The 23,929-nt window shown below is 70.1% G+C and carries 20 protein-coding genes; 12 read left to right on the top strand and 8 right to left on the bottom strand.

Features of this window, described 5'->3' with window-relative positions; translation table 11 throughout:
* Window positions 1-28: 28 nt before the first annotated feature.
* A complete protein-coding gene (locus tag ACGFNP_RS12115; protein ID WP_393317621.1) occupies window positions 29-1,543 on the top strand; it encodes a glycoside hydrolase family 43 protein in 1,515 nt (504 codons plus the stop codon).
* A 3-nt stretch (window positions 1,544-1,546) separates the two neighbouring features.
* Here ACGFNP_RS12115 and ACGFNP_RS12120 read toward each other — a convergent pair whose 3' ends face one another.
* Window positions 1,547-2,053 (bottom strand): DinB family protein, encoded by a 507-nt coding sequence (locus ACGFNP_RS12120; RefSeq protein ID WP_358339255.1) that lies wholly within the window; start codon window positions 2,051-2,053, stop codon window positions 1,547-1,549.
* Window positions 2,054-2,226: 173 nt separating this feature from the next.
* Here ACGFNP_RS12120 and ACGFNP_RS12125 point away from each other — a divergent pair, with 173 nt between their 5' ends.
* Together ACGFNP_RS12125 and ACGFNP_RS12130 are read left to right on the top strand one after the other, a co-directional pair.
* Window positions 2,227-3,576: a polysaccharide deacetylase family protein gene (locus ACGFNP_RS12125; protein WP_393317623.1), complete on the top strand. Its 1,350-nt coding sequence runs from the start codon at window positions 2,227-2,229 to the stop codon at window positions 3,574-3,576.
* A gap of 72 nt (window positions 3,577-3,648) precedes the next feature.
* The gene (locus ACGFNP_RS12130; RefSeq protein ID WP_393317626.1) at window positions 3,649-5,757 is read left to right on the top strand and encodes a glycoside hydrolase N-terminal domain-containing protein; all 2,109 of its coding nucleotides are present in this window, start codon (window positions 3,649-3,651) and stop codon (window positions 5,755-5,757) included.
* 42 nt (window positions 5,758-5,799) lie between these two features.
* Here the strand turns inward: ACGFNP_RS12130 and ACGFNP_RS12135 are convergent, their stop codons facing one another.
* Window positions 5,800-6,240: a hypothetical protein gene (locus tag ACGFNP_RS12135; RefSeq protein WP_358339263.1), complete on the bottom strand. Its 441-nt coding sequence runs from the start codon at window positions 6,238-6,240 to the stop codon at window positions 5,800-5,802.
* Between the two features lie 146 nt (window positions 6,241-6,386).
* On the opposite strand from ACGFNP_RS12135, the gene ACGFNP_RS12140 reads away from it, so the two are divergent.
* The 5 genes from ACGFNP_RS12140 to ACGFNP_RS12160 all read left to right on the top strand — a co-directional run bounded on the left by ACGFNP_RS12140 (window position 6,387) and on the right by ACGFNP_RS12160 (window position 13,230).
* Window positions 6,387-7,007, top strand: coding sequence for an RNA polymerase sigma factor (locus ACGFNP_RS12140; protein WP_358339266.1), 621 nt, complete (start codon window positions 6,387-6,389; stop codon window positions 7,005-7,007).
* A complete protein-coding gene (locus ACGFNP_RS12145) occupies window positions 7,000-8,061 on the top strand; it encodes a CU044_5270 family protein (RefSeq protein WP_393317630.1) in 1,062 nt (353 codons plus the stop codon). Before ACGFNP_RS12140 ends, ACGFNP_RS12145 begins: the two co-directional genes overlap by 8 nt.
* Window positions 8,058-8,942, top strand: a complete 885-nt coding sequence (locus tag ACGFNP_RS12150; RefSeq protein WP_358339270.1) for a hypothetical protein — start codon at window positions 8,058-8,060, stop codon at window positions 8,940-8,942. Before ACGFNP_RS12145 ends, ACGFNP_RS12150 begins: the two co-directional genes overlap by 4 nt.
* Before the next feature lie 175 nt (window positions 8,943-9,117).
* Window positions 9,118-11,052: a glycosyl hydrolase family 18 protein gene (locus tag ACGFNP_RS12155; protein ID WP_393317634.1), complete on the top strand. Its 1,935-nt coding sequence runs from the start codon at window positions 9,118-9,120 to the stop codon at window positions 11,050-11,052.
* Window positions 11,053-11,739: 687 nt separating this feature from the next.
* Window positions 11,740-13,230 carry a helicase HerA-like domain-containing protein gene (locus ACGFNP_RS12160; RefSeq protein ID WP_393319654.1) on the top strand — a complete coding sequence of 497 codons (1,491 nt, stop codon included), beginning with the start codon at window positions 11,740-11,742 and terminating at the stop codon, window positions 13,228-13,230.
* A gap of 104 nt (window positions 13,231-13,334) precedes the next feature.
* Here ACGFNP_RS12160 and ACGFNP_RS12165 read toward each other — a convergent pair whose 3' ends face one another.
* From ACGFNP_RS12165 to ACGFNP_RS12190, 6 genes are all read right to left on the bottom strand, one after another.
* Window positions 13,335-14,078 (bottom strand): DUF5829 family protein, encoded by a 744-nt coding sequence (locus ACGFNP_RS12165; protein WP_393319657.1) that lies wholly within the window; start codon window positions 14,076-14,078, stop codon window positions 13,335-13,337.
* A 52-nt stretch (window positions 14,079-14,130) separates the two neighbouring features.
* Complete coding sequence (locus ACGFNP_RS12170) at window positions 14,131-14,550, bottom strand: VOC family protein (protein WP_393317637.1); 420 nt, start codon at window positions 14,548-14,550, stop codon at window positions 14,131-14,133.
* 51 nt (window positions 14,551-14,601) lie between these two features.
* A complete protein-coding gene (locus tag ACGFNP_RS12175) occupies window positions 14,602-16,425 on the bottom strand; it encodes a glycoside hydrolase family 15 protein (protein ID WP_393317640.1) in 1,824 nt (607 codons plus the stop codon).
* A 7-nt stretch (window positions 16,426-16,432) separates the two neighbouring features.
* The gene (locus ACGFNP_RS12180) at window positions 16,433-16,972 is read right to left on the bottom strand and encodes a hypothetical protein (protein WP_393317643.1); all 540 of its coding nucleotides are present in this window, start codon (window positions 16,970-16,972) and stop codon (window positions 16,433-16,435) included.
* Between the two features lie 8 nt (window positions 16,973-16,980).
* A complete protein-coding gene (locus tag ACGFNP_RS12185; RefSeq protein ID WP_393317646.1) occupies window positions 16,981-18,285 on the bottom strand; it encodes a molybdopterin-dependent oxidoreductase in 1,305 nt (434 codons plus the stop codon).
* Window positions 18,286-18,368: 83 nt separating this feature from the next.
* Window positions 18,369-19,847 (bottom strand): glycosyltransferase family 39 protein, encoded by a 1,479-nt coding sequence (locus ACGFNP_RS12190; protein ID WP_393317649.1) that lies wholly within the window; start codon window positions 19,845-19,847, stop codon window positions 18,369-18,371.
* Between the two features lie 235 nt (window positions 19,848-20,082).
* On the opposite strand from ACGFNP_RS12190, the gene ACGFNP_RS12195 reads away from it, so the two are divergent.
* From ACGFNP_RS12195 to ACGFNP_RS12210, 4 genes are all read left to right on the top strand, one after another.
* Window positions 20,083-21,111 carry an NAD-dependent epimerase/dehydratase family protein gene (locus tag ACGFNP_RS12195; protein ID WP_393317652.1) on the top strand — a complete coding sequence of 343 codons (1,029 nt, stop codon included), beginning with the start codon at window positions 20,083-20,085 and terminating at the stop codon, window positions 21,109-21,111.
* Window positions 21,112-21,157: 46 nt separating this feature from the next.
* Window positions 21,158-21,823: a glycosyltransferase family 2 protein gene (locus tag ACGFNP_RS12200; protein ID WP_393317655.1), complete on the top strand. Its 666-nt coding sequence runs from the start codon at window positions 21,158-21,160 to the stop codon at window positions 21,821-21,823.
* Window positions 21,820-22,485, top strand: a complete 666-nt coding sequence (locus ACGFNP_RS12205) for a TIGR04282 family arsenosugar biosynthesis glycosyltransferase (RefSeq protein WP_393317658.1) — start codon at window positions 21,820-21,822, stop codon at window positions 22,483-22,485. The genes ACGFNP_RS12200 and ACGFNP_RS12205 overlap by 4 nt, the downstream gene beginning before the upstream one ends.
* A gap of 96 nt (window positions 22,486-22,581) precedes the next feature.
* Entirely contained in the window at window positions 22,582-23,910 is a 1,329-nt protein-coding gene (locus ACGFNP_RS12210; RefSeq protein WP_393317661.1) for a glycosyltransferase 87 family protein, read from the top strand.
* Window positions 23,911-23,929: the final 19 nt, after the last annotated feature.

Genomic DNA, 23,929 nt, shown 5'->3' on the forward strand with positions numbered 1-23,929 from the left:
ACGGCGACCGGTTTCTATGGGAGGCCTCGTGATCCGCAATCCCGTCCTGCCCGGCTTCCACCCCGACCCGTCGATCCTGCGCGTCGGCGACGACTACTACCTGGCCACCTCGACCTTCGAGTGGTACCCCGGCGTGCGCGTCCACCACTCGCGCGACCTGGTCCATTGGCGGCCCATCGGCGGCCTGCTCACCGAGCGGCGGCTGCTCGACCTGTCCGGGGTGCCCGACTCCGGCGGTGTCTGGGCGCCCGACCTGACCTATCACGACGGGCTGTTCCACCTGGTGTACGGGGTGATGGACAACTACGCCCACGGCTACAAGGACATCGCCAACTACCTTGTCACCGCGCCCTCGATCGACGGCCCGTGGTCGGACCCGGTCAGGCTCCCGGGGCGCGGGTTCGACGCCTCGCTCTTCCACGACGACGGCGGCGGTTCCTGGCTGCTGAACATGGTCTTCGACTCCCGCCCTGGCCACGGCTTCGCGGGCATCGAGCTCCAGCCGCTGGCCGGCGGAGAAGCGCGGACCATCCTGGCGAACCGCCAGCTGACCGAGGGGCCGCACCTGTACCGGATCGACGGCTGGTACTACCTGATGGTGGCCGAGGGCGGCACCGGCTACGAGCACGGCATCACGGTTCTCAGGTCGCGTGAGCTCGCCGGGCCGTACGAGGAGGATCCGGCCGGCCCGATGCTGACGGCCCGCCACGACCCCACGCTGGAGCTGCAGAAGGCCGGGCACGGGTGCCTGGTCGAGACGCAGGGCGGCGAGTGGTACGTCGCGCATCTGGCGGCCCGGCCCTACACCCGGCGCGGGCCGTGCGTGCTGGGCCGGGAGACCGCGATCCAGCGCGTGGAGTGGACGGACGGCTGGCCCAGGGTGGCGGGCGGCGTCCCCGCCGTCGAGGTGCCCGCCCCCGACCTGCCGCCGCACCCGCACTCCCGCCCGCACGAGCTGTTCGCCGCCGACTGGAGCACGCTGCGGCGGCCCGCCTCGCCCGACTGGCTGCGCGTGGAAGGGGACCGGCTGACGATCGAGGGCGGCCAGTCACCGTACGGCCTGCGCACCCCGAGCCTGGTCGCCCGGCGGGTCACCAGCCGTACGTCCTCACTGGAGACGGTCGTGCGCTTCGAGCCCGGCAGCGTCCACCAGTCCGCCGGGATCACCGCCTACTACAACTCCCGCAACTGGCACTATCTCGCCCTGACCACCGACGGGCTCGTGCTCACCAGCAGCGACAAGGGCAAGCGGACCGTGCGCGGCACCGCCGAGGCCGTCTCCGGCATGGGGCTGCGGGCCGAGTTCGACGGGCCCGTCCTGCACTTCTCGTACGACGTGGGCCACGGCTGGCAGACCATCCCGGCGGAGCTGGACGCCACGATCCTGTCCGACGAGCACGCCGACGAGTTCGTGGACGGCCAGATCCGCGCGTTCGGCTTCACCGGCGCCTTCGTCGGCCTGTGGGTGCAAGACCTGGCGGGCGAGGGCTGCCGGGCGGAGTTCGACCAGACGATCTATCAGACGCCGGACAGTGTGAAATAACCGCTATTCGCCGGTCACGCCGTCGATGCGCTCGCGCAGCAGGTCGGCGTGGCCGTTGTGGCGGGCGTACTCCTCGATCATGTGGACGAGGATCCACCGGTGGGAGCAGTCCTGCCCGTGGCGCTGCTGCTTGCCCACGGCGTCGAGCGGCAGCCCGGCCGACACCTTGCGGGCGTGCTCGATCTCGGCCTGCCAGGTGGCGAACGCCTCGTCGACCGAGGCGGTGTCGACGTCCTCGAAGTCGGCGTCCTGGTTGGTGTCCTTGCCCCACAGCTTCGGGCCGACCTCACCGTCCAGCACTCCCCGGAACCACGCCCGCTCCACGTGGGCCATGTGGCGGACCAGGCCGAGCAGCGACATGCCCGACGGCGACGCCGAGCGCAGGCGCAGCTGTTCCTCCGACAGGCCGGCGCACTTGACGGCCAGGGTCCCACGATGCCAGTCGAGCCAGTTGTCGAGCATGGCGCGCTCGTCGCCGATGAAGGGGGGCGGGATGCGATTGTCACTCATGGTGGGCAAACGTAGCTGACCCCCCGGGTTACCGTCGAAGTAGGCCATCCAGGACGCCGAGCTCCACGAACAGAGAACAAGTAGGTGGAAACAGGAGTCGAACGGGTCAGGGGTGGAAACGACGGGGGGTCGTGCTCATGAGGCGGTTGATGGCTGCGATGGCGATGGTCACGTTGACATCGGCATCATGCGGGGGGACCGGACAGGAGACCAAGGTATGGCAGGCGTCCGTCAGGTCGGATGATCCGGTCGCGACGGTCGCGCCGACGTGGATCAACGGGTTGCGGGTGGTTCGCGACAGCGGCAAAGAGCAGTCGTGCGTCTGGTCGACCACGTACCCGCAGGTGCCGGGTGCGCAGCCGCTGACGGACGAGCTGCGCCGCCTCGTCGAGGAGCGGCGGGCCGGGTTCCTTGAGTGGGCGCGCGAGAGCGGCTGCGGCGAGTCGGACGTGAAGGCACCCGAGCTGAACATCGGGTTCGGCTTCCTGGCCGCCTCGGGCGACGTGATCGGGGTCCGGTTCACCGTCTACCAGCTCGGTGGCGCCGGCGACGGGAAGTCGACGACGTCCCGCTGGTACGACGGAGCCAAGGGGCAGGTGGTGCCCGCGCTCTCGCTCATCAACCCGCCGGCCATGAGCAGGTTCGAGGCGCTGACCGGGAAGGCGCTGGCGGACATCGACGCGCAGGCGCGGCTCACGGACACCCGGACGCTCGACGACCTTGCCTTCACCAGGAGCGGCGACCTGGTCGTGACCTTCGACGAAGGTGAGGTGGCGGCGGGGGCCGTCGGCCAGGTGCACGCCGTGTTGCCGCGCGCCGAGGTGGAGCCGCTGCTGTCGGACTTCGGCCGGCGGGCGCAGGCCCAGGTCATGCGGCCGGTCGGGCGGCTGGCGCTGCCCGGCTACACAGCGGACGGGTCGGTCGACTGCCGCCGGGTCAAGTGCGTGGCGCTCACCTTCGACGACGGCCCGAGTCCGTACACGGACAGGTTGCTGAAGTACCTCGCCGCGTACCACGCGCACGCCACGTTCTTCGTCGTCGGGCAGAACGTGGTCATGCACCCCGGCGTGGTGCGCAGAGCCATGCGGGCCGGGCACGAGATCGGGAACCACAGCTGGTCGCACCGCGACCTGACCACGCTGCCCCCCGCCGTGGTGCGGGCGGACCTGCTCAGGACCGACCGGGCGATCCTGAAGGCGACCGGGGTGGCCCCCACGCTGGTCCGCCCGCCGTACGGCGCGGTCAACCGCATAGTGCGCAGGCAGTCGCCGCACCCGCTGGTGCTGTGGGACGTGGACACGCTCGACTGGCTCTACCGCAACAGCGCGCATGTGACCCGTGCCGCGGTCCGCCCGGCGCGGCCCGGATCGATCATTCTCTTCCATGACATCCGGCCGACCACCGTGCAGGCGATCCCCCAGGTGCTGAAGCGGCTGTCCAAGCGCGGCTTCCACTTCGTGACGGTCAGCCAGTTGTACGGCGGCGAGGTCCCGGCCCGCGCCATCCGTGGCCCGCACCCTTGAGGTTCAGAGGCGGATGCATCTGAGCATTGAATAAGCTGCTCTGGAAAGCGCTTACCCCCTGCCGGAGGTCCGATGCCAGAGCACCGCATTTACGACACCGAGCCCGCTCTGACCTGGGAGGACGCGTTCCTGTCCGGTAACGGCGAGTACGGGATCATGGTCTACGGCGAGCCGCATGCCCAGCGCGTGGTGTTCAACCATCACCGGTTCGTCCTGCCCAACGGCACCCGCGACCTGCGCCCGCCCGCGATCGCCGACCGGCTGGGGGAGATCCGCGAGCTGATCCTGTCCGGGCGGGCCGCCGAGGCCCAGCGGGTGGCGGCCGACGGGCGGGAGCTGGCCTGGACGCAGGCGTTCCATCCGGGGTACGAGCTGGTCGTCGAAGGCCGGTCCGGCGGCCCCTACCGGCGCGCCACCGACTTCACGACCGGGGAGATCGCGGTCATGTCGGGCGAGCGCGCGCACCACGCGTTCGTCTCCCGCGCCGACTCCGTCGTGGTGCAGCGGCTGACCGGTGAGCTGCGGCTCCATCTCACCGGCGACCTGCCGGGCAAGCCGGACGACGTCCACTGTCAGACCTCCGCGTACGAGAAGGGCGGGCGGGTCTTCCTGAGCGTTCGCGGCGCCTATCCGGCCGGGCTCGGGGCCGCCGGGTTCGAGGGGCTGACGCTCGTCCTGGCCGACGACGTCTCCGTGACGGGGGACGTGGTGGTCACGCGGGGCGAGACGCTGCTGCTGACGAAACTGGACCGGTACGAGGAGCCCGGCTGGGGCACCGACCGGCTGGAAGCCGCGCTCACCACTCTGGCCGGTCACCCGTACGACGAGTTGCTGGCGCGGCATGTCGCCGTCCATCGGCCCATCTACGAGCGGGTGACCCTCGACCTGGACGTGGCCGGGGACCCGCCGGTCGGTGAGCTGATCGCCGAGCCCGGCCCGGCGCTGGTCGAGCGGCTGTTCCACTCGGGCCGCTACCTGCTGCTCAGCTCCTCGGGCGTGCTCCCGCCCCGGCTCACCGGTCTGTGGCTGGGCGCTTGGGGGGCGGCCTGGTCAGGCGACTTCACCACCGACGCGAACCTCAACCTGCAGGTCGCCGGGGTGAACATCGGCGCGATGCCCGAGCTCATGACCGGGTACGCCGCCCTGATCCGCGACCAGATCGACCACTGGCGGGTCAACGCCCGCGAGATCTACGGCCTCGACGGCATCCTCGCGCCGAGCCGTACGGACGGGGAGAGCGGCTACCTGTTCCACTTCGACGAGGATTGGCCGTGGACGATGTGGCTGGCCGGGGCCGACTGGCTGCTGTACCCGCTGCACGAGCACCACCAGGTCACCGGTGACCTGCCCGAGGAGCTGCCCGGCTGGCTGGCGGAGGCGGCCGCGTTCTGGGAGGGCTTCCTGACCGGGTCCGGCTTCGTGGTCGTGCCGTCGTTCTCGCCCGAGGTCGGTCCCGAGGGAGGTTCGTACGCGAGCGTCAACGCGACCATGGACCTCGCGGCGGCCCGGCACGCCCTGCGCCTGGCCGGATCCCCGCTGGCGGAGCGGGTGCCGCCGTACCGGATCGATGATCGGGGCGCGCTCACGGAGTGGGCGTGGGACGTGGCCCCGCACGAGGACCACCGGCATGTCAGCCACCTGTACCCGGTGTGGCCGCTGCACGAGATCAACCCCGACGACGAGCCGGAGCTGGCCGCCGCCGCGCACCGCGCCCTGGAACTACGCGGCGACGAGAACCTGTCGGCCCACGGCAGCCTGCACCGGGCACTGGTGGCGGCCCGGCTGAAGGACGCGGAGCTGGTCAGGATCAACCTGATGAAGATCCTGGGCGCGGACATGCTGTTCCGATCGCTCATGACCGCGCACAACCCCGGCCGGGAGATCTACAACGCCGATGCCGCGCACACCCTGCACGGGCTGTTCATCGAGCTGCTGGTGGACTCCCGGCCGGGGGTGGTGGAACTGCTGCCCGCCGTACCGGATCTGCTGGCGAGCGGGACGATTCGCGGCGTCGCCTGCCGGGGGCGGGTCGTCGTCGAGGAGCTGACCTGGGGTTCGGGGGGTGTCAGGGCGGTGCTGCGGTCGCCGGTGGACCAGCGGGTCACCTTGGTCCACCGCGCGTCCGCGTACCGGGAGGAGGTCGAGCTGGTCGCGGGCGAACCCCACCACGTGGCCCTGTAGCGACGGTGACGAGCGCGGGGTCCGCGCTCGTCACCATGGGGCTCAGCGCTCGACGGAGCAGCCGATCCACTTGGCGATGTGCTTGTCCTTCTTCGTGAAGCGCTGGGCGTCGACCTTCTCCGTGAACTTGCGCTTGTGCACGACGCCCTTCTCGTCACGGAACCTGACGTGCCAGCGGTCGCCGTCCTTGCGCTTGACCACGCACTTCATCTTCCCTGCCGGGCCGCACGCCTCGGGGCCGTCGATCCGCTCCGAGATGCGGATCCCCTCTTCGCCCCTGTACACCTTCTCGCCCTTGACCACCTTGAACATCTCAACGTGCTCGACGTCCGGCTCGGCACATTCGAGGATGGGGGTGAGCTGGTCGCTGGTGATGAGCTGCGGCTGGGACGGGTCGTCCGCCGCGAACGCCGGAGCGGACAGGGCAGCGGTGGTGCCGAAGGCCGCCACGGCGAGAATGGCGGCGCCAAGTGCGCGTCTCATGTGAGTCTCTTCTCTGAATGTCTGATCTCTGAACGCTTGAGGATGACGACCGGCCGGTCACCATGAAGATTGCCGGGGCGGGTGTTAATTCCATGTATGTCGGATGACGGCGTGAAAGCAGATCGCCCCATCGGTTGAGTACAGGTGTGACTGCCAACCTGACGGCTCCACTCCGCCTCGTTGATCCTCCGGGGGCGATCAGCGATGCGGACCTGCTGAAGGCGTCGTACCGAAAACCCGAGCGGTTCGGCGAGCTCTACGACCGCTACTTCCGGGAGATCCACGCGTACCTGGGCAGGCGGCTCGACCAGCAGGCCGCCGACGACCTCGCCGCGGAGGTGTTCCTCACGGCGTTCAGGAAGCGCACCACGTTCGACCGCGAGCGCGGAGAGGTGCGTCCCTGGCTGTACGGCATCGCGAGCAACCTGATCGCGTTGCACCGCCGTACCGAGACCAGGAAGCTGGCGGCGCTGCGCCGCAGCGCGGCCACGCGTGAGGGCGCGGAGCACGGCCACGAGGAACGCGTGGTCAGCCGCGTCGACGCCGCGAACGAGCAGGCGCGGCTCACGACGGAACTGCAGGCGCTGTCCGACGGCGACCGGGATGTGCTGCTGCTGAGCGCCCTGGGCGAGCTGAGCCACGAGGAGGTGGCCCAGGCGCTGGGCATCCCGTACGGCACCGTCGGGTCCCGTCTGTCGCGGGTGCGCAGGAAGCTTCGTGCCGCTCTGGGCGGCGTCAATCCCTTGAACGGAGGCTCCGATGGATGATTACCAGGCGGTGCGCGAACTGCTGCCCGCGCCGCCGCTGTCGCCGGAGGTCGAGCGGGCCGGGCGCGAACGACTGGCCGGCGCGTTCGCACAGGAGCGGGTACGGCGGGGCCGCAGGGCCGCCATCTGGAGCACACTCGGGCTCGGTCTGGCTGGGGCGGCGGCCGTGGTCTTGCTGACCGCGACCGGCGTGACGTTGACGCCGCGCCCTCCTGCCACGCACGGCGCGGTCGCTCCGGTCAACGCCAACCGGATCCTGCTGGCCGCCGCGACCTCGGTGGCCGCGACGCCCGACTCCGGCGCCTGGTGGGGCAGCAAGTTGGTCAACGGCAGCGTGTTCTACGACCCCGGCCACCACTACCTGCTGCGGCAGACCAAGTCGGTGGAGTCCTGGATCCCGGCGGACCCGGAGGCCCGTACCTGGTATCGCGAGACCTACCTCGGTGCCGTGCCCGCGAGCTCCCAGGCCGCGGCCGCCTGGCGGGCAGCCGGCGCGCCGACGTCCTGGACCTATAAGAAGAACCCCTTCGGCCTGATCGACAACGGCGGGCCACCGGGCATCGTCCGAGCGGCGCGGGGCGAGCCGTGGACCTTTTCGAGCGAGGACTGGGACTTCCGTATCGTCCTGGCAGGCAAGCCGCTGACCAGGATGAACGAGGTTCCGGAGACTCCCGAGGGGCTGCGTGCGCTCTTCTCCGGTGTGGATGATCAGGAGCTCGTCGACAACGTCGTGCGGCTGATCGTGTACGCGCCGGTGACGAGCGAGACCCGGGCCGCCGCCTACCGTCTGCTCGCGTCGATGCCTGGGGTCTCGGCCGTCGGCCAGGAGACGGACACGCTTGGACGTACCGGGCAGGCCCTTGAATACCAGTCTGCGGAGTACGCCTTTACCGAGTACGCGGGGGGCACCCGTACCCGGCTGGTGATCGATCCAGCCACCGGAATGCCCCTCTCGATCGAGACGCGCGTCACCGCAGATGGCCGTCTCCTGGAGTTCAGCGCGATCCAGGAGAGCGTCTGGACAGATGACAACCCACTAAAGGAGCAGAAGTGAGATCGCTGATCGCCGCCGTAGCCGGTTTGGCCTTCGCCGGAGTGTTCGCCGTACCCGCCCAGGCGACCCCGCCCGAGGGCGCGTACTGGCGGGTCGAGTCGGTCCTGACCTTGGCCCATCCACGGCCGGTCGGCAGCGGCTACTGGCTGACGGAGCGGAGGGCCTCCACCCACTGGAAGACGCCCGAAGGCAAGGGCTGGTTCGGCTACCGGCCGCTCGGCGCCCGGCCCACGACCAAGAAAGACGAGGCGGCCTGGCGCGCCGACGGCTCGCCGAAATCGTGGACCTACCGCACGGAAGGCATGAAGATCTCCCTTTCCACGGAACCCGGCAAGGGATCTGTGGAGCCGACGAAGGGCGAGCCCAAGGGCTTCCGCCTGGGCGAGAAGACCGTGACCTACCAGCAGCTCCAGAACCTGCCGTCGGATCCGGCCGCCCTCAGGGAGTACGTCGTGGCGAACGTGAAGGCCTGGATCGCCGAGGCGGCCGAGGAAGCCAAGACCACCTCCCCGAACTCCAAGATCGACGATTGGCTGTCCAACCTGGATTCGTACGTGGCCATCAACCTGGGCCAGATGCTGTACGAGACCCCGGTGCCGCCGAAGGTCAGAAGCGCCGCCTTCCAGGCACTCAAGACGACCAAGGGCGTCACCGATCTGGGGCGGGCCAAGGATCCGCTGGGCCGCTCCGGGCAGAAACTGGCCCTGCCGTCGAACATGACCAAGGGCACGGTGCTCATTGTGGACACCGAGACCATGACGCTGCTGGCCGAGTACACCGGCCCCACCGCCGACGGTGAGCCGCTGCCGGGCAAGACGAAGGTGGAGACGTTCAAGGCCGGCTGGACCGACGAGAAGCCCGCCGTCCCGGACGGAAAGTAGCCGCGACGCCCACTCGCCCCGACACTCTCGGGGCGAGTTTCTCGTTTTCGCGATCACGTATTGACGACCCCGCAGGCAGAGGCTAGCGTCGTCTCATAATTGACAGGAAACTTTACTATAAGTTTCTCGTCGGACCTCCCATCCACCCCCCAACCCGCCGGAGGTCGGAACACCTATGAGACACACCATCCTGAGCAAGGGCCTCGCGGTCCTGGCGGCACTCCTCCTGCCGCTGACCGCGACGGTCGCCATCCCCACCGGCGCGTACGGCGCCACCTCGGTCGTCTTCGCCGCCGCCTGGGCCCCATGGACCGCGTACACGGCGGGGACCCGCGTCACCTACAACGGCGTCGACTACGAGTGCATCCAGAGCCACACCTCCCAGCCCGGCTGGGAGCCGCCCAACGTGCCCGCGCTGTGGAAACCGGTCACCGGCGGCGGCACCGACACCACCGCGCCGTCCGTGCCCGCCAACCTGCGCTCGACGGGCGCCACCGCCAGCAGCCTCTCGCTGGCCTGGGACGCCGCCACCGACAACGTCGGCGTCACCGGCTATGACGTCTACCGAGGCTCGACGCAGGTGACCACGGCCACCGGCACCACCTACACCGACACGGGCCTGGCCGCCGCCACCAGCTACACGTACACGGTCCGCGCCCGCGACGCGGCCGGGAACATCTCGACCGCCAGCGCCGCGGTCACCGCCTCCACCTCGGGCGGCACCGGCGCTCCCGGCCAGCCGGGCACGCCCAACGTCACCGGCACGACCAGCAGCTCGATCACGCTGTCGTGGGGCGCCTCTTCCGGCACCGTCACCGGTTACCGCGTCTACGAGGGGACCACGGTCAAGGCCACGGTGACCGGCACGTCGGCCACCATCGGGTCGCTGAGCGCCTGTACGTCGCACACGTACACCGTCAAGGCGTACAACTCGGTCGGCGAGTCCGCGGCCAGCGCCCAGGCCACCGGCGCCACCACCGGATGCACCGGCGGCGGCAACAAGGTGCTCGGGTACTTCGTCCAGTGGGGCGTCTACCAGCGCGGCTACCACGTCAAGAACATCGACACCAGCGGCTCGGCGGCCAAGCTGACCCACATCAACTACGCCTTCGGCAACGTGCAGAACGGGCAGTGCGCCATCGGCGACAGCTACGCCGACTACGACCGCTTCTACCAGGCGGGCGAGAGCGTGGACGGCGTCGCCGACACCTGGGACACGGGCGCGCTGCGCGGCAGCTTCAACCAGCTCCGCAAGCTCAAGAAGAAGTACCCGAACCTGAAGGTGCTCTTCTCCTTCGGCGGCTGGACCTGGTCCGGCGGCTTCACCCAGGCCGCGCAGAACCCGACGGCCTTCGCCAACTCCTGCTACAACCTGGTCGAGGACCCGCGCTGGGCGGACGTGTTCGACGGCATCGACATCGACTGGGAGTACCCGAACGCCTGCGGCCTCACCTGCGACGCCAGTGGCGCCGCCGCGTTCAAGAACGTCATGTCGGCCCTGCGCTCCCGCTTCGGCTCCGGCAACCTCGTCACCGCGGCCATCACCGCCGACGGCACCAGCGGTGGCAAGATCGACGCGGCCGACTACGGCGGTGCCGCGCAGTACGTCGACTGGTACAACGTCATGACGTACGACTACTTCGGCGCCTGGGCGGCGCAGGGTCCCACGGCCCCGCACTCGCCGCTCACCTCCTACTCGGGCATCCCGACGGCGGGCTTCTACTCCGACAACGCCATCCAGAAGCTCAAGAGCAAGGGCATCCCGTCGAGCAAGCTGCTGCTCGGCATCGGGTTCTACGGCCGCGGCTGGACCGGGGTCACGCAGTCCGCCCCCGGTGGCACGGCGACGGGAGCGGCGCCCGGCACGTACGAGCAGGGCATCGAGGACTACAAGGTGCTCAAGACCCGCTGCCCGGCCACCGGCACCGTCGCCGGGACCGCCTACGGCTACTGCGGCGGCCAGTGGTGGAGCTACGACACGCCCGGCACCATCGGCGGCAAGATGAGTTACTCGAAGGGCCAGGGGCTGGGCGGCGCCTTCTTCTGGGAGCTCAGCGGTGACACCACCAACGGTGAGTTGATCACCGCGATGAAGAGCGGCCTGGGGTGATCACCTCCTCCGCATGAGTTCTGGGCCGGCCCCGCACCGCGGAGCCGGCCCTTCGCCCCTGGTTGGAGGGTTGATCCGGGAGCTGAGCGGAAATCTTGAAGCGGTGACGACGAACATGCTTCCGCCGTCGGCGTTCATCCGCAGAACACCGTCCGCACCGCGACGGAGGGGCAGAGCGACGTGGACGGCGCTCGCGCTCGCCGGAGCCGTGAGCCTCGGTGGGGGGTTCGGCTACTCGATGGGGCGGACCGCGCAGGACTCTCAGCCGCCGGTCCAGGAACGTGTGGCGGCCATGGCGGCCACGACCACGCTGGGCGCCGCACCGGCCGCTCCGTCACTCCCGTCGCCGGCCGCCGTGGCCCCAGCGGCCAAGCCCGCTTCCCGTCCAGCGGCCGTGTCGAAACATCGCCTGAAGAGCGCCAGACACCGATCGCCGTGCCTGCGATTCGAGGGTTTCAGGGCGCGGCTGTGCAGGAGCCTCTTCGACCCCAAAGGCTCATAGCCACGACTCCTCTGGCCGCCGCGCGATTCCACTCCCGCCAGGCCCGTTTCGCCGGATCGCGGGTCTCGAACACGAGCCGCCCACCGGGCCGCAACGCGTCATGGACCCCACGCAAGGTCCCCTCCGCCTCTTTAGTCATCCTTTGCGACCGATGCGTCACCGTGGGTAGTAACAATGCGGGGGTGATGACGATGAAGGGGTACGACTTCGAGGGACCTGCCCTGGAACTCGGGGCCCTGGTGCGTGAGAACGACACCGCCGGCCCGGTAGAGCGGATCCGCATCCCCCTGAGCATGCTGAACCGGCACGGACTGGTGGCCGGCGCCACCGGAACCGGGAAGACCAAGACCCTCCAGCTCATGGCGGAGCAGCTCGCCGCCCAAGGCGTGCCGATCTTCCTCGCCGACATCAAGGGCGACCTGTCAGGGCTCGCCTCACCGGGCACCGCCTCCGAGCGCGTCACCCAGCGTGCCGCCGAGGTGGGGCAGACGTGGCAACCCACGGCCTATCCGGTGGAATTCCTCTCCCTGGGCGGTCTGGGGTCAGGCGTCCCGATCCGCGCAACCATGACCGCCTTCGGGCCCACCTTGCTCTCCAAGGTCCTCGGGCTCAACGAGACGCAGGAGTCGTCGCTCGGGCTGATCTTCTATTTCGCCGACAAGCGGGGAATGCCCCTGCTGGACCTCAAGGACCTGATCGCGGTCATCCGGTATCTGACGACCACTCCGGAGGCGCTGAACGGGATCGGCGGGCTGTCGGCGGCGACGGCGGGGGTCATCCTCCGCGCGTTGACCAACTTCGAGGCGCAGGGGGCGGGGGCGTTCTTCGGCGAGCCGGAGTTCGACGTGCGCGACCTCATCCGGGTGACGCAGGACGGCCGTGGGATGATCTCCGTTCTCGAGCTGCCCGCCGTGCAGAACCGGCCGCAGCTCTTCTCCACCTTCCTGATGTGGCTCCTCGCCGATCTGTTCAACGTGCTTCCCGAAGTGGGCGATGTCGACAAGCCGAAGCTCGTGTTCTTCTTCGACGAGGCGCATCTGCTGTTCAACGACGCGTCCAAGGCGTTCCTGCAGTCGATCACCCAGACCGTGCGGCTGATCCGGTCGAAGGGCTTGGGCGTGTTCTTCGTCACCCAGACCCCGAAGGACGTGCCGGCCGACGTACTGGCCCAGCTCGGCGCGCGCGTGCAGCACGCCCTGCGCGCCTTCACCCCTCAGGACGCCAAGGCGCTCAAGGCCACCGTGTCGACCTTCCCCGAGTCCTCCTACGACCTGAAGCGCCTGCTCACCGAGCTCGGCATCGGCGAGGCCGTCGTCACGGTCCTGTCGGAGACGGGCGCGCCGACCCCGGTGGCCTGGACGCGGCTGCGTGCCCCCCAGACGCTCATGGCGCCGTCGAGCCCCGACGTGATCCAGGGCGCCATCACCGCTTCACCACTTCAGCAGAAGTACGGCACGGCGGTCGACCGCGAGTCGGCCTACGAGATCCTGGCCACGAAACTGGCCGCACAGCCCGCCAAGCCCACTCCCGAAGCCCCGCGCGAGCCGGAACCCGAACCTCGGCATTCCATGCTGGACTCGAAGGAGTTCCGCTCCCTGGCGCGGTCGGCGGCGTCCGCCCTCGGCCGGGAGATCGTCAGATCCATCTTCGGCACCGCCCGCCGCGGCCGCCGCTGAACCAGCACCCGCAGGTCAAATGACCGCCGTCAATGCGGACGACGGCGCCCGGCCGGCGACGATGACGTCGCGGGCCGGGCGCGTAGGAGCTGGTGGGGAGAGGGTTACTGCGGGGCGTCGAAGTTCCAGACGGCCTGGGCGCCGGGGCCCACGGTCAGCGTCGAACGTCCGATGCGCTCCTCATGCTTGGTCGCCGCGGCCTGGTTGAGCGAGAACGTGAGCTGCTTCAGGCCCGCCTGCGCACGCTCGACGGAGTCGAGCTGGATCGTGGTGCCGCCGCCCATCGCGATCACACCGCCGCCGACCTTCGTGACCTCGAATCCGCCCGCCTTGAGCAGGGGGACCGTGTTGGCGAGGTCGCGCGCGGTGACGCCCATGCGGATGCTGGTCACGTCCCGCATCTGATGGTCGGCGTAGGCGTCGGGCAGGTAGCGCTCACGGCTGACGTCACCGGGGTAGCTCTCCGGCTCGGTCTGGCTGCGCGGGTCGGCGAAGTACTCCGGGAAGTACTCCATCGCCCACGGGTCGAAGTGCTCGTACTGCTCGGAGGTGGTGCGGATGGTGTCGAACCACGGCACGGGAACGCCGTCGCCGAAGTCGCGCGTCTGGCGGTACTTGGCCGGGTCGCTGATGCCCAGGTCGGCCAGGTTCGCGGTCACCTTGGCCAGGTCGCCGCTGCGCTCGGTCGAGACGCCCAGTCCGGCGGAGCCGTAGAGGGCGTCCTGACCGGGCAGGTCGCCCTCGCTGAACAGCTCGACGTAGGTCTCGCGGCCCTTGAGATAGCGGCCCTTCCAGGTCATCCCGCCACCGGTCGTGGTGCGGACCTCGAAGTTGGCGAACTCCCGCAGGTAGGCGGTTGGCGGTCACCTGATCGCCCAGCAACGCGAAGGCTGCGCACCATCACCTGCCCGTCTGCGGCTCGCTGATGTTGACCATCCACGGCACACCGAACCTGTCGACGCACATGCCGAACTCGTCGCCCCAGGCCTGCTTCTGCATGGGCATCGTGACGGACCCGTCTGCGGACAGTCTTTCCCAGTAGCCGCGCAGGAGGTCGGCGTCGTCGCCGCTGAGACTCACCGAAGCGCCCGCCATGGGCTGGAATTGCATGTCGCCGATGACGTCGCTGGCCATGATCGTGTAACCGGCCTCCGTCTCCAGCATCGCGTGCATGATCCGGTCGGCATCCGGTGAGTCCGTGACGCCGAACTCGGCGAAGCTGTTGAGGGCGAGATTGCCGCCGAACACGTTCGCGTAGAACTCCATCGCCTGACGGGCGTTGCCGTTGAACACCAGGTAGGGGTTGAGCCGTGAGGACATGATCTCCTCCGAGAGTTGTGGGATGTGGATGAGGGCCACGTTACCCAGGGGCTATGACAAGGTCGGCTGCTGTGTCGTGTCGTGGATGGCGCGGGCGGCGTTGATCAGGCCGATATGGCTGAAGGCTTGCGGGAAGTTCCCGATGGGTTCGCCTGTGGCGGAGTCGACCTCTTCGGCCAGCAGGCCGACGTCGTTGGCGTACGAGGCGGCGGTGTGGAACACCTGCTTGGCCGGGGCGCTTTCGCCGGTGAGTGCCAGGGCGTGGGCGAGCCAGAAGGTGCACAGCAGAAACGTGCCCTCTTCTCCCGGGAGTCCGTCCGCGGCGCGGTAGCGGTGTACCAAGCCGCGGGCGTCGGTCAGGTGCGCGGCCACGGCGTTCACGGTGGCCCGGACGCGGGGGTCGTCGCTGGGCAGGAATCCGACCATGGGCATCATCAGCACGGACGCGTCCAGATCGGCGGCGGCGAATGTCTGGGTGAAGGCCCCCACCTGCTGGTTCCATCCGTGGGTCAGGATCGCGGCGCGGATCCGCTCGCGCTCGCGTGTCCAGCCGGGGACGCGGCTGGTGGCTCCCAGCAGGGGTGCCAGGGTGATCGCCCGGTCCAGACCCACCCAGCACATGAGCTTCGAGTGGAGGAAGTGCCGGCTGGGGCCGCGTATTTCCCAGAGGCCCTGGTCCGGCTCGCGCCAGTGCCGGGCGGCCGCGTCGGCCACGCCGATCAGGAAGGAGCGGGTGAGCGTGTCGGGCGGGTCCGCGTCATGGTAGATCTGGTGGGCCGCGTCGAGCAGTTCCCCGTAGATGTCGATCTGTCGCTGCTGCCAGGCGTCGTTGCCGACGCGTACCGGGGCGCTGCCCCGCCAGCCGCTCAGGTGGGTCAGGGAGCGTTCGCTCAGGTCCCGCTCGCCGCCGACGCCGTACATGATCTGCAGGTCGACGTCGTGGTCGAGTTGGGTGGCCGCGGCGCGGGCGAGGAAGGCGAAGAACGCGGTCTCCTCCATCTCGCACGCCGCCGTGGCCAGTGCCTGCAGGGTGAAGCTGGTGTCGCGGATCCAGGTGTAGCGGTAGTCCCAGTTCCGTTCTCCGCCGATGCTCTCGGGCAGGGAGGTGGTGGCCGCGGCGACGATGGCCCCGGTGGGGGCGAACGTCAGCGCTCGCAGCACCCGGCCGCTCTGGCCGACCTGATCTTGCCACGGGCCTTGGTAGCGCGCGTGCAACCGGGACCAGGAGCGCCAGCCGGTGACGGTGTCCCTGAGGCGGCGGCGGATGTGCCGGGGGTTCAGACACGGTTGTTCGGGGCCCCATGCCCAACCGGCCCGCAGGGCCAGCCCTAGGCGTTCTCCCGCTCGCAGCGTGTGGGTGGTGTCGGCGACCGCACCGCTCACTCGCAGGTCGATGGGCGTCGACATGGTGAGGACGTGGGCGCCGCCGTGCGCGATCAGGCCGCCGCGGACCGGTTCTATCAGTGGCTTGACGAGCCCGAACTCGGGCCTCGGCGCGTACACCACCTCTACGGGCACGCGCCCTTCGACGCAGGTCACCTGGCGCAGGAGAACGCCGGGTGAGGACGCGCCCATCGAGTGGCCGCGTTCTCCGTGGCCCAGTGCGAGGGCGTCCACGAGTACCACGGTTCCGTCCGGACCACGGAAGGTGGTCTCCAGCACCAGGCTGTCGTCCAGATACCTGCGGGTGATCTCCGCGGGCCGGGTGGGCCGGATGGACCAGTATCCGGCGTTCTCGTCGAGCAGCCGGGCGAAGATCGACGGACTGTCGAAGCGTGGCATGCAGAGCCAGTCCACCGAACCGTCGGAGGTGACCAGGGCCGCGGATCGGCAGTCCCCCAGCAGGGCGTGGTCGCTGATCGGCCTGGTGCTCAAGGGAGCCTCATGGCGATGATCGCCGGGCTTGCGGCGCTGGGAGGGGAGGTGGCGGCTCGGCCGGGGTCTTGTGCCGGCGCAGCCGGATGGCGTACGCGAGCGCGGATCCGGCGAAGAGCACGCCGGTGACCAGCAGCCACCGACCGAGATATGGGCTCGTGTCCAGCCCTGTTGACCTGTGGTAATTGCCCTCGGCCAGCCGGAGGATGAGGGGGAACCAGATGAGGAGCAGCAGGCCGGACAGCGCGGCCGGCACGCGCAGGTAGTTGATCGACGGTGGCCAGGTGGAGGTGCCGGACGGTGGTCGGCGGCGATGCCACGGCCGCCGTTGCGCGGTGACGTCGGCGAGGGAGTACAGCGGGTACAGCAGGAGGTCGTGGATGACCGCGGCGCCGACGAACCACACCAGGAAGCCGATCCAGATGCCCGCGGCGACGACGCGGCCGGCGGCGTATCCGGCCAGGGCGAAGCAGGCGAGCAGCGCCAGCAGGTGCAACGGGTCGGCCCCATAGCGGCCGGCCATCCTCCTGCGGATCCGGGAAGGCATGTCGTCCCTCATTTCGCCGTCGGATGGAAGCCGAGTCTGCGGACCCACTTCGTGTTGTGCACGCCGGGGGCGTTCGGGACGATGATCCTGGCGGGATAGCCGTGGTCGAGGGACAGATCGGCGCCGTTGACCCGCAAGGCGAGCAGGGAGCGGGGGTCGGCCACCTGGCCCGTGCTCAGCGATGCCCGGCGGAAGGAGCCGCCGCGTTGCAGGGATTCGACGAGCACCTCCGCCATGCCGGGCGTCATCCCCGCCAGCCGCGCCAGATCGGCCAGCCGTACGCCCGTCCACAACTGCTCTGTGGACCATCCCTCCACGCACGCGATGGGCAGCGCGTAGGTGTGCAGCGGCATCGCCAGCAGTTCGGCGCGGCTCAGGCCGGCCGGACGTGGTCCGGCCAGTTCCAGCCTCCATGCCGGGCCGGTGTCCGCCAGATGGACGCCCATGGCGGTGGCGGACTTGTTCACCTGGAAGTCGTTGGGGCCGGGGCCGTAGTCCCGCCCGTGCGGGGCCAGGAGCGCGGTGCGGCGCAGCGGTCCGTCCAGGGTCTGGCCGGCGGACAGACCGAGCGTGATCAGTGAGGCGCCGCCCACGAAGGCGAGCACGCCCCGCCGGGACATGGTGGGCTCCGCCGGAGACGGGGGAACCAGGCCATCGGGATCGGGTGGCTCAGGACGGGTCTCTTCCAGCCTGGTGCGCAGCTCACGAAGGAAGCTCCGCGACCGCAGCGATCGGACCATCTTCGGCAGCTTGAAGGCGACGTGGACCACGAAGGCCGCGAGGAAGATCCACGCCCCGTACAGGTGGGCCGGGTAGAAGGAGAACGGGAAGACGTAGAAGAGCTGGATGTTCAGGATGCCGGTGACGAACTCGAACGCCGCGCCGCCGACCAGGAGCAGCAGACTGGCGCGCTCCACGGCTTCGGCGGGGGAGCGCGCCGGTGGCCAGGTGAACAGCTTCGGGATCACCGACCACAGCTTGGCCAGCAGCACCGAGGTCAACGTCAGTCCGAGGACGACGTGCACTCCCTGCGTGACCCGGTACAGCCAGGCCGGGTGGGTTGGCCAGTCGAACAGGTAGAAGCCCAGCCATCCCTTTTCGGGGGTCGTGTCGTTGATGGGCAACTGCGGGTCATAGGCGGCGTAGGACACCAGTCCGGTGATCGCGATGATCGGGATCCCGAACAGCAGGATGAGACCGAAAACCGAGGTCAGCCACGGGCCACGCAGCGGACTGCGCCAGAACCCCGGCCGGAACGGGCCAGGCGGAGGATGTTCTCGCAGCCAGGCGGTGACGTTTTTCCGATCTGACACTGAATCACCCCGAAACAAGTGTTCTGCCGGAAATACCCCTATTTGGGATCGCATAACTGGGGCGGCCGCGGGGGCCGCGGCGGTCACCCGAGCCGTCGCGTGATCTCCGCGCAGGAACCCCGCCCCAAGGGGAGCCACAAGACCGAAGGCGGCGGAGATCCCCCGACGATCGGCCGGAACACCCCTTTCGGGACATCCGCCAGCAGCTTCTCAGGGCAGCGGCGGTAGTACCGTTTCAGATCGGGGGGAAATCCCCGGAGATCGGTCGGGCGCCCGACCACGATCGCGGCGAAACGCCGTTCGGTCACCGCGCGGGCGATGCTGCGTTCGAGCTCCGCCTGGGCGGAGCGGTCGGTGCCGCGCAGGATGTCGGCGGCGGCGGCTCGGTGGGCCACGGGCGGGAGCCCGGCCACCACGTTCAGTCCCGGATCGGAGAAAACCGCCACCGGCCCGTCGAACTCCCCCAGCCACGTGCGGAGCCGGTCACCCACACGTCGGTCAGCGGGGCCCGGGACCACCCGGTCGGCATCGAGGGTGCTCACGGCCAGGACAGCGATCTGCGCCAGGACCAGCAGACCGGCCACCGCCCCGCGCGGGCTCGGCGTCGAGCCGCCCATCCCGATACCCGCGAGCAACGCCACGGCGACATAGACCGGAAGCATGTTGTTCACCGCACCGCCCGCGTGCACGAGGCCGGCGTAACCTTCCACGACCAGGGCGAGGCAGCCCAGGCCGATGAGCAGCGGAGTCCGCCGCACCGCGAGCAGGACCGCGCCCAGCGCGAAGCCGAGGGCGGGCAACAGGTATCGGGTCCAGAACTCGGTGAACGCGGCGTGGTGAAGCCGGTGCTGGGCGAGCAGCTCGAAGACATAGAACACGTACCAGCCGTGGCTGCTCAGGCCCCATACGAGCGTGGTCAGGCCCATCACCGCCGCGAACGTCACCGCCAGCCACCCTCCCAGACGGCGCCGGGGACCGCACAGCAGCGCAGCGGTGATCGCCACCGCCTCGGCGAGCGCGCTCTGCTTGGTGAGGAAGGCCGCCGCGAGCAGCAGTCCGGCGGCCACCGCACCGCCCGGCCGGCGCATCCACCGGGCCAGGTACAGCCCGGCGAGACTGAGGAGAAGGAAGAGCGAGTCCACCCGGGCGAAGTCCAACCAGGAGTCGACGGCGAAGTAGGTCGCGGCGTAGAGCCCCGCCGCGGCCACCCCGGCGGCCAGATCTCCGGTCTCGCGCTGGACCAGCCGGGTGAGGAGGACGAAGCAGCCGAGCGAGGCGACCAGCGAGACCAGTCGGAGCGGGAGATAGGAGACCCCCAGCACGCTCGCGAGGGCCGCGGAGGTGGCGAAGTACAGCGGGGGATAGGCGTCGGGCACGTAGTCGACCGTGGGAGCGGAGTACAACGGGCGGCCGGTGAGCAACCGTTCCACCTCGACCAGGGAGTTGCCTTCCAGCCACTCCAGGGCGTACGGATAGCCCAGCCGGCTCACGGCGACGCCGACGTACACGGCCATCGCGACGAGTCCCGCGGCCGCGGCGAGCAAGATCGGAAGCCGTGCCACAGCCGCCGGGCTGAGCCATTCTCGAAACCCGCGACTACTCACGGACGGATTCCGGCATCGTCCGGAGAGCCGGGAAGACGTCCGCGGCCACACCGGTCACGTTAACGGCGAAGTCCCGGCGGCCGGGTCGACGCCGCCGCATGAAGCGGTCTCGACACGGTCAAAGGTCACTCGTGACCATGCCTGACGACCCGCGCTCTGGGCTCGCTGGAGTTCGGGCAATAGCGTTGGTGCGGTGAAGATACTGGTCACCGGCGCGGCCGGCTTCATCGGAAGTCATGTGGCCGAGGCGCTGCGGGTGGCCGGCCACGAGGTCACCGGCCTCGACCGCCGGCCGGGGGCCGGTCATGTGGTCGGTGACGTTCGTGACGCGGAGGTGCTCGCACGTCGGCTGCCGGGCGTCGACGCGGTGGTCCACCAGGCCGCGAAGGTAGGGATCGGGGCTGGTGTATCCGATCTGCCTGACTACACCTCGGTCAACGTACACGGCACCGGCGTGCTGCTCGCCGGCATGGCGGAGCACGGTGTGGGCCGCCTGGTCCTGGCCTCGTCGATGGTCGTGTACGGCGAGGGCGCCTACGACTGCCCCCGGCACGGCCGGGTCCGGCCGGGTCCTCGTGCCCGCGAGGATCTCGCCCGCGGCGCGTTCGAACCCCGCTGCCCGTATTGCGGGGCGGAGTTGGCACCCGCCGCGATCGACGAGGATGCGCCCCCAGATCCCCGCAACGTCTACGCGACCACCAAGCTCGCTCAGGAGCACCTGGCCGCCAACTGGGCGCGGGAGACCGGCGGTACGCCGATCGCGCTGCGCTACCACAACGTCTACGGTCCGAGGATGCCCAGGGACACGCCCTATTCGGGGGTCGCGGCGATCTTCCGGTCGGCTCTGGAGGCAGGCAGGGCACCTCGGGTGTTCGAGGACGGCCGCCAGCGACGTGACTTCGTGCACGTCCGGGACGTCGCCCACGCCAACCTCGCGGCCCTCGGCTCCAGCACTCCACCCGGAGTGCTGACGGTCTGCAACGTGGCCAGCGGTGAGCCGCACACGATCGGGGAGATGGCCACCGCGCTCGCGGCCGCGCACGGTGGTCCCGAGCCGGTCACGACGGGCGAGTATCGCCTGGGCGACGTGCGGCACATCGTCGCCGCCGCCGGCCGCGCCACCCGCGAGCTCGGCTTCCGCGCGGAGATCGGCTTCGCCGAAGGGATGCGGGAGTTCGCCGTGGCGCCGCTGGGAACTGGCGATTTCTCTGAAGGCACGTGACCCTCCCGTGAGGATCGGGTACGGCCTGCGGCTCTAGCGTCGACATATGAAGCTCGATGTGGTGCTGCCCTGCCTGGATGAGGAGGCGGCCCTGCCGTGGGTGCTCGGGCGTATGCCGGACGGCTTCCATCCGATCGTGGTCGACAACGGCTCGGCCGACGGATCCGCCCGGGTCGCCGCCGGGCTCGGCGCGACGGTGGTGACCGAGCCCCGGCGTGGGTTCGGCGCCGCCTGTCATGCCGGACTGCTGGCCGCGACCACGGACGTGATCTGCTTCATGGACGCCGACGCGTCCCTGGATCCCGGACAGCTGCCGTTGGTGGCCGGGCCCGTCCTGAACGGCGAGGCGGAGCTGGTCCTCGGACGGCGCGTCCTGCGTCCCGGCGCGTCGTGGCCGATGCATGCCCGGCTCGGCAACGCCGTACTGGCCAGGAGGCTGCGCCGCCGGACCGGCGCCCTCCTGCACGATCTCGGGCCGATGCGGGCATGTCGGCGCGCCGACCTGCTGGCACTGCGGCTGACCGACCGGCGCTGCGGCTATCCCCTGGAAATGGTCCTGCGCGCGGCGTCCGCAGGCTGGCGGATTGGCGAAACCGACGTGGACTACCTGCCCCGGGCGGGCCGGTCGAAGGTGACCGGTACGGTGCGCGGCACGCTGCGGGCCGTCGGAGACATGCGCCGGGTCCTGGCCGGCCGCGAGGGCAGGACATGAGCGGGCGGTACGGCGAGCATCCGATCCCTGCCCAGGTCGTAGTGATCGCCAAGGAGCCGGTGCCCGGGAAGGTCAAGACCCGGCTGATCCCGCCCTTCACCCCGGGCGAAGCCGCGGCACTCGCCGCCGCCGCGTTGGAGGACACGCTGCGGACGGTCGCCCGCGTGCCGGACGCCCGCCACGTGCTCGCCCTCGACGGAACCCCGGGAGCCTGGCTCCCCGAGAGCTTCACGGTGCTGCCGCAGCGCGGCCGCGGGCTGGACCAGCGGCTCGCGGCGGCCTTCGACGACGCCCACCGGCTCCTGCCCGCACCCATCGTGCTCATCGGCATGGACACGCCGCAGGTCACGCCGCGCCTGCTGACCACCGCCCTGTCCCTTCTCGGCGACCACGAGGCGGTGTTCGGCCCGGCGGCGGACGGCGGGTTCTGGCTGCTCGGCCTGCGTGTCCCCGACCCGGCGTTGCTGCTCGGCGTCCCGATGTCGGAGCCGACCACGGGTGAGGTCCTGCTGCGCAGGCTCACCCAGGCCGGCTTGAGCGTCGCCTCGATGCCGTGCCTGACCGACGTGGACACCGCGGCCGACGTGTTCGCGGTGGCGGATCTCACTCCGCGCTCCGCCTTCGCCGCCGCGCTCGCCAGGACGAGTCCGCTTCGCAGGTGACTCTCCCGGGGCGTTGCCGCGGCGATTTCTTACGGAGTACGGACGAACCGCGCTGCGGCAGCCTCATGAGGGGTGGCCGATGCGAAGCTGCGGAGCGTGAGCAGGCACACGATGTACGTCGGCGCGACACTCCTGGCGCTCGTCGCCGTCCTGGTCAGGATGGCGTTCGGGCGTCCTGACCTGCTGCCGTGGTACCTGGTCGCGTGGGGGCTGTTCGTGGTGGCGCTGTGGCTGGCCAGGTCGATGCCGGCGCGACAGCGCGCGGTGCTGGTCGTCGCGGGCGGCGTCATCGTGACCGCCACCGGCTTGGTCGCACCGCCGAGCACCAGCACTGATTCCTACCGGTACGCGTGGGACGGCCGGGTTCAGGCGGCGGGCATCTCGCCCTATGACCATCCTCCCGCCGATCCGGCGCTGAGCCCGTTGCGTGACGGCTGGCTGTTCCCGGATGACTGTGACGCGCCCGATCGCGCCCGGGTCTCGCAAGGGGTGTGCACCCGGATCAACCGACCCTTGGTGCACACGATCTACCCGCCGCTGGCGGAGGGGTACTTCCTGCTGGTGCACTGGCTGACGCCGGAGGGTTCGCGGCACAAGGGATTGCAGGCCGGCGGCGCGCTGATGGCGATCGCGGTGCTGCTGGCGTTGTGGCGATGGGCGGGCGCGGGCCGGGCCGCCTGTTGGGCGTGGTGCCCGGCCGTGCCCGCCGAGGCGGTGAACAACGCGCACATCGACATGCTGGGCGTGCTGCTCGTGGTGCTCGCCTTCTGCGTGGTCCGCGGCCGGGGAGCCCTGCTCGGCGCGGCCATCGCGGCCAAGCTGATCCCCGCGACCGCGTTGCCCGGCGCGCTGTCGGGGGTGCTCAAGGGCGGGGTGGCCTGGCGGCGCATCGCCGCCGTCGTCGTGCCCGCCGTCCTGGTGGTCATGCTGACCTACCTGCCCTATGTGCTCATCTCGCGGGGCTCCGTGGCGGGCTACCTGTTCGGGTACGTCCAGGAGGAAGGCTACGAGGCGCCCTCAGCGAGGGGGCGGTACGCGGTGTTGCGGCTGGTGATGCCGGATTCGTGGGCTCCGTTCGCCGCGATCCTGCTGCTGGCGCTGCTGGTGCTGTACGTACTGCGCTACGGAGATCCCGAGCGGCCCTGGGGCGGCGCGTTGCTGGTCAGCGGGTCCGTCCTGCTGCTGTTCACGCCCGAGTACTCCTGGTACGCCCTGCTGGTGGTCGCGCTGGTCGCCATGGACGGCCGGTGGGAGTGGCTGGGCGTGGCCTTGGCCGGAGCGGTCGGCTACCTGTTCGGCCCTGCGACGCTCGCCTACACACTGGCGGCCCTGGCCGTGCTCGCGGGCTGGGCCGTACGCCGGGCCCGCCGCTCCCGCACGGTCGTCGAGAGGGGAGCGGCGCAAGAGGTGGGAGCGGCGCGATGATCCTCCGGACCCTTGCGGT

Origin of the sequence: Nonomuraea sp. NPDC049269 (assembly GCF_043197155.1) — a bacterium.
In the GTDB taxonomy this organism is placed as follows: domain Bacteria; phylum Actinomycetota; class Actinomycetes; order Streptosporangiales; family Streptosporangiaceae; genus Nonomuraea.

What these genes read in the sequence shown, in the direction of transcription:
- ACGFNP_RS12120 (WP_358339255.1), bottom strand. Translation starts at nt 2,053, where the DNA reads ATGAGTGACAATCGCATCCCGCCCCCCTTCATCGGCGACGAGCGCGCC.
- ACGFNP_RS12130 (WP_393317626.1), top strand. Translation starts at nt 3,649, where the DNA reads ATGCCAGAGCACCGCATTTACGACACCGAGCCCGCTCTGACCTGGGAG.
- ACGFNP_RS12135 (WP_358339263.1), bottom strand. Translation starts at nt 6,240, where the DNA reads ATGAGACGCGCACTTGGCGCCGCCATTCTCGCCGTGGCGGCCTTCGGC.
- ACGFNP_RS12145 (WP_393317630.1), top strand. Translation starts at nt 7,000, where the DNA reads ATGGATGATTACCAGGCGGTGCGCGAACTGCTGCCCGCGCCGCCGCTG.
- ACGFNP_RS12155 (WP_393317634.1), top strand. Translation starts at nt 9,118, where the DNA reads ATGAGACACACCATCCTGAGCAAGGGCCTCGCGGTCCTGGCGGCACTC.
- ACGFNP_RS12160 (WP_393319654.1), top strand. Translation starts at nt 11,740, where the DNA reads ATGACGATGAAGGGGTACGACTTCGAGGGACCTGCCCTGGAACTCGGG.
- ACGFNP_RS12170 (WP_393317637.1), bottom strand. Translation starts at nt 14,550, where the DNA reads ATGTCCTCACGGCTCAACCCCTACCTGGTGTTCAACGGCAACGCCCGT.
- ACGFNP_RS12180 (WP_393317643.1), bottom strand. Translation starts at nt 16,972, where the DNA reads ATGCCTTCCCGGATCCGCAGGAGGATGGCCGGCCGCTATGGGGCCGAC.
- ACGFNP_RS12200 (WP_393317655.1), top strand. Translation starts at nt 21,158, where the DNA reads ATGAAGCTCGATGTGGTGCTGCCCTGCCTGGATGAGGAGGCGGCCCTG.
- ACGFNP_RS12205 (WP_393317658.1), top strand. Translation starts at nt 21,820, where the DNA reads ATGAGCGGGCGGTACGGCGAGCATCCGATCCCTGCCCAGGTCGTAGTG.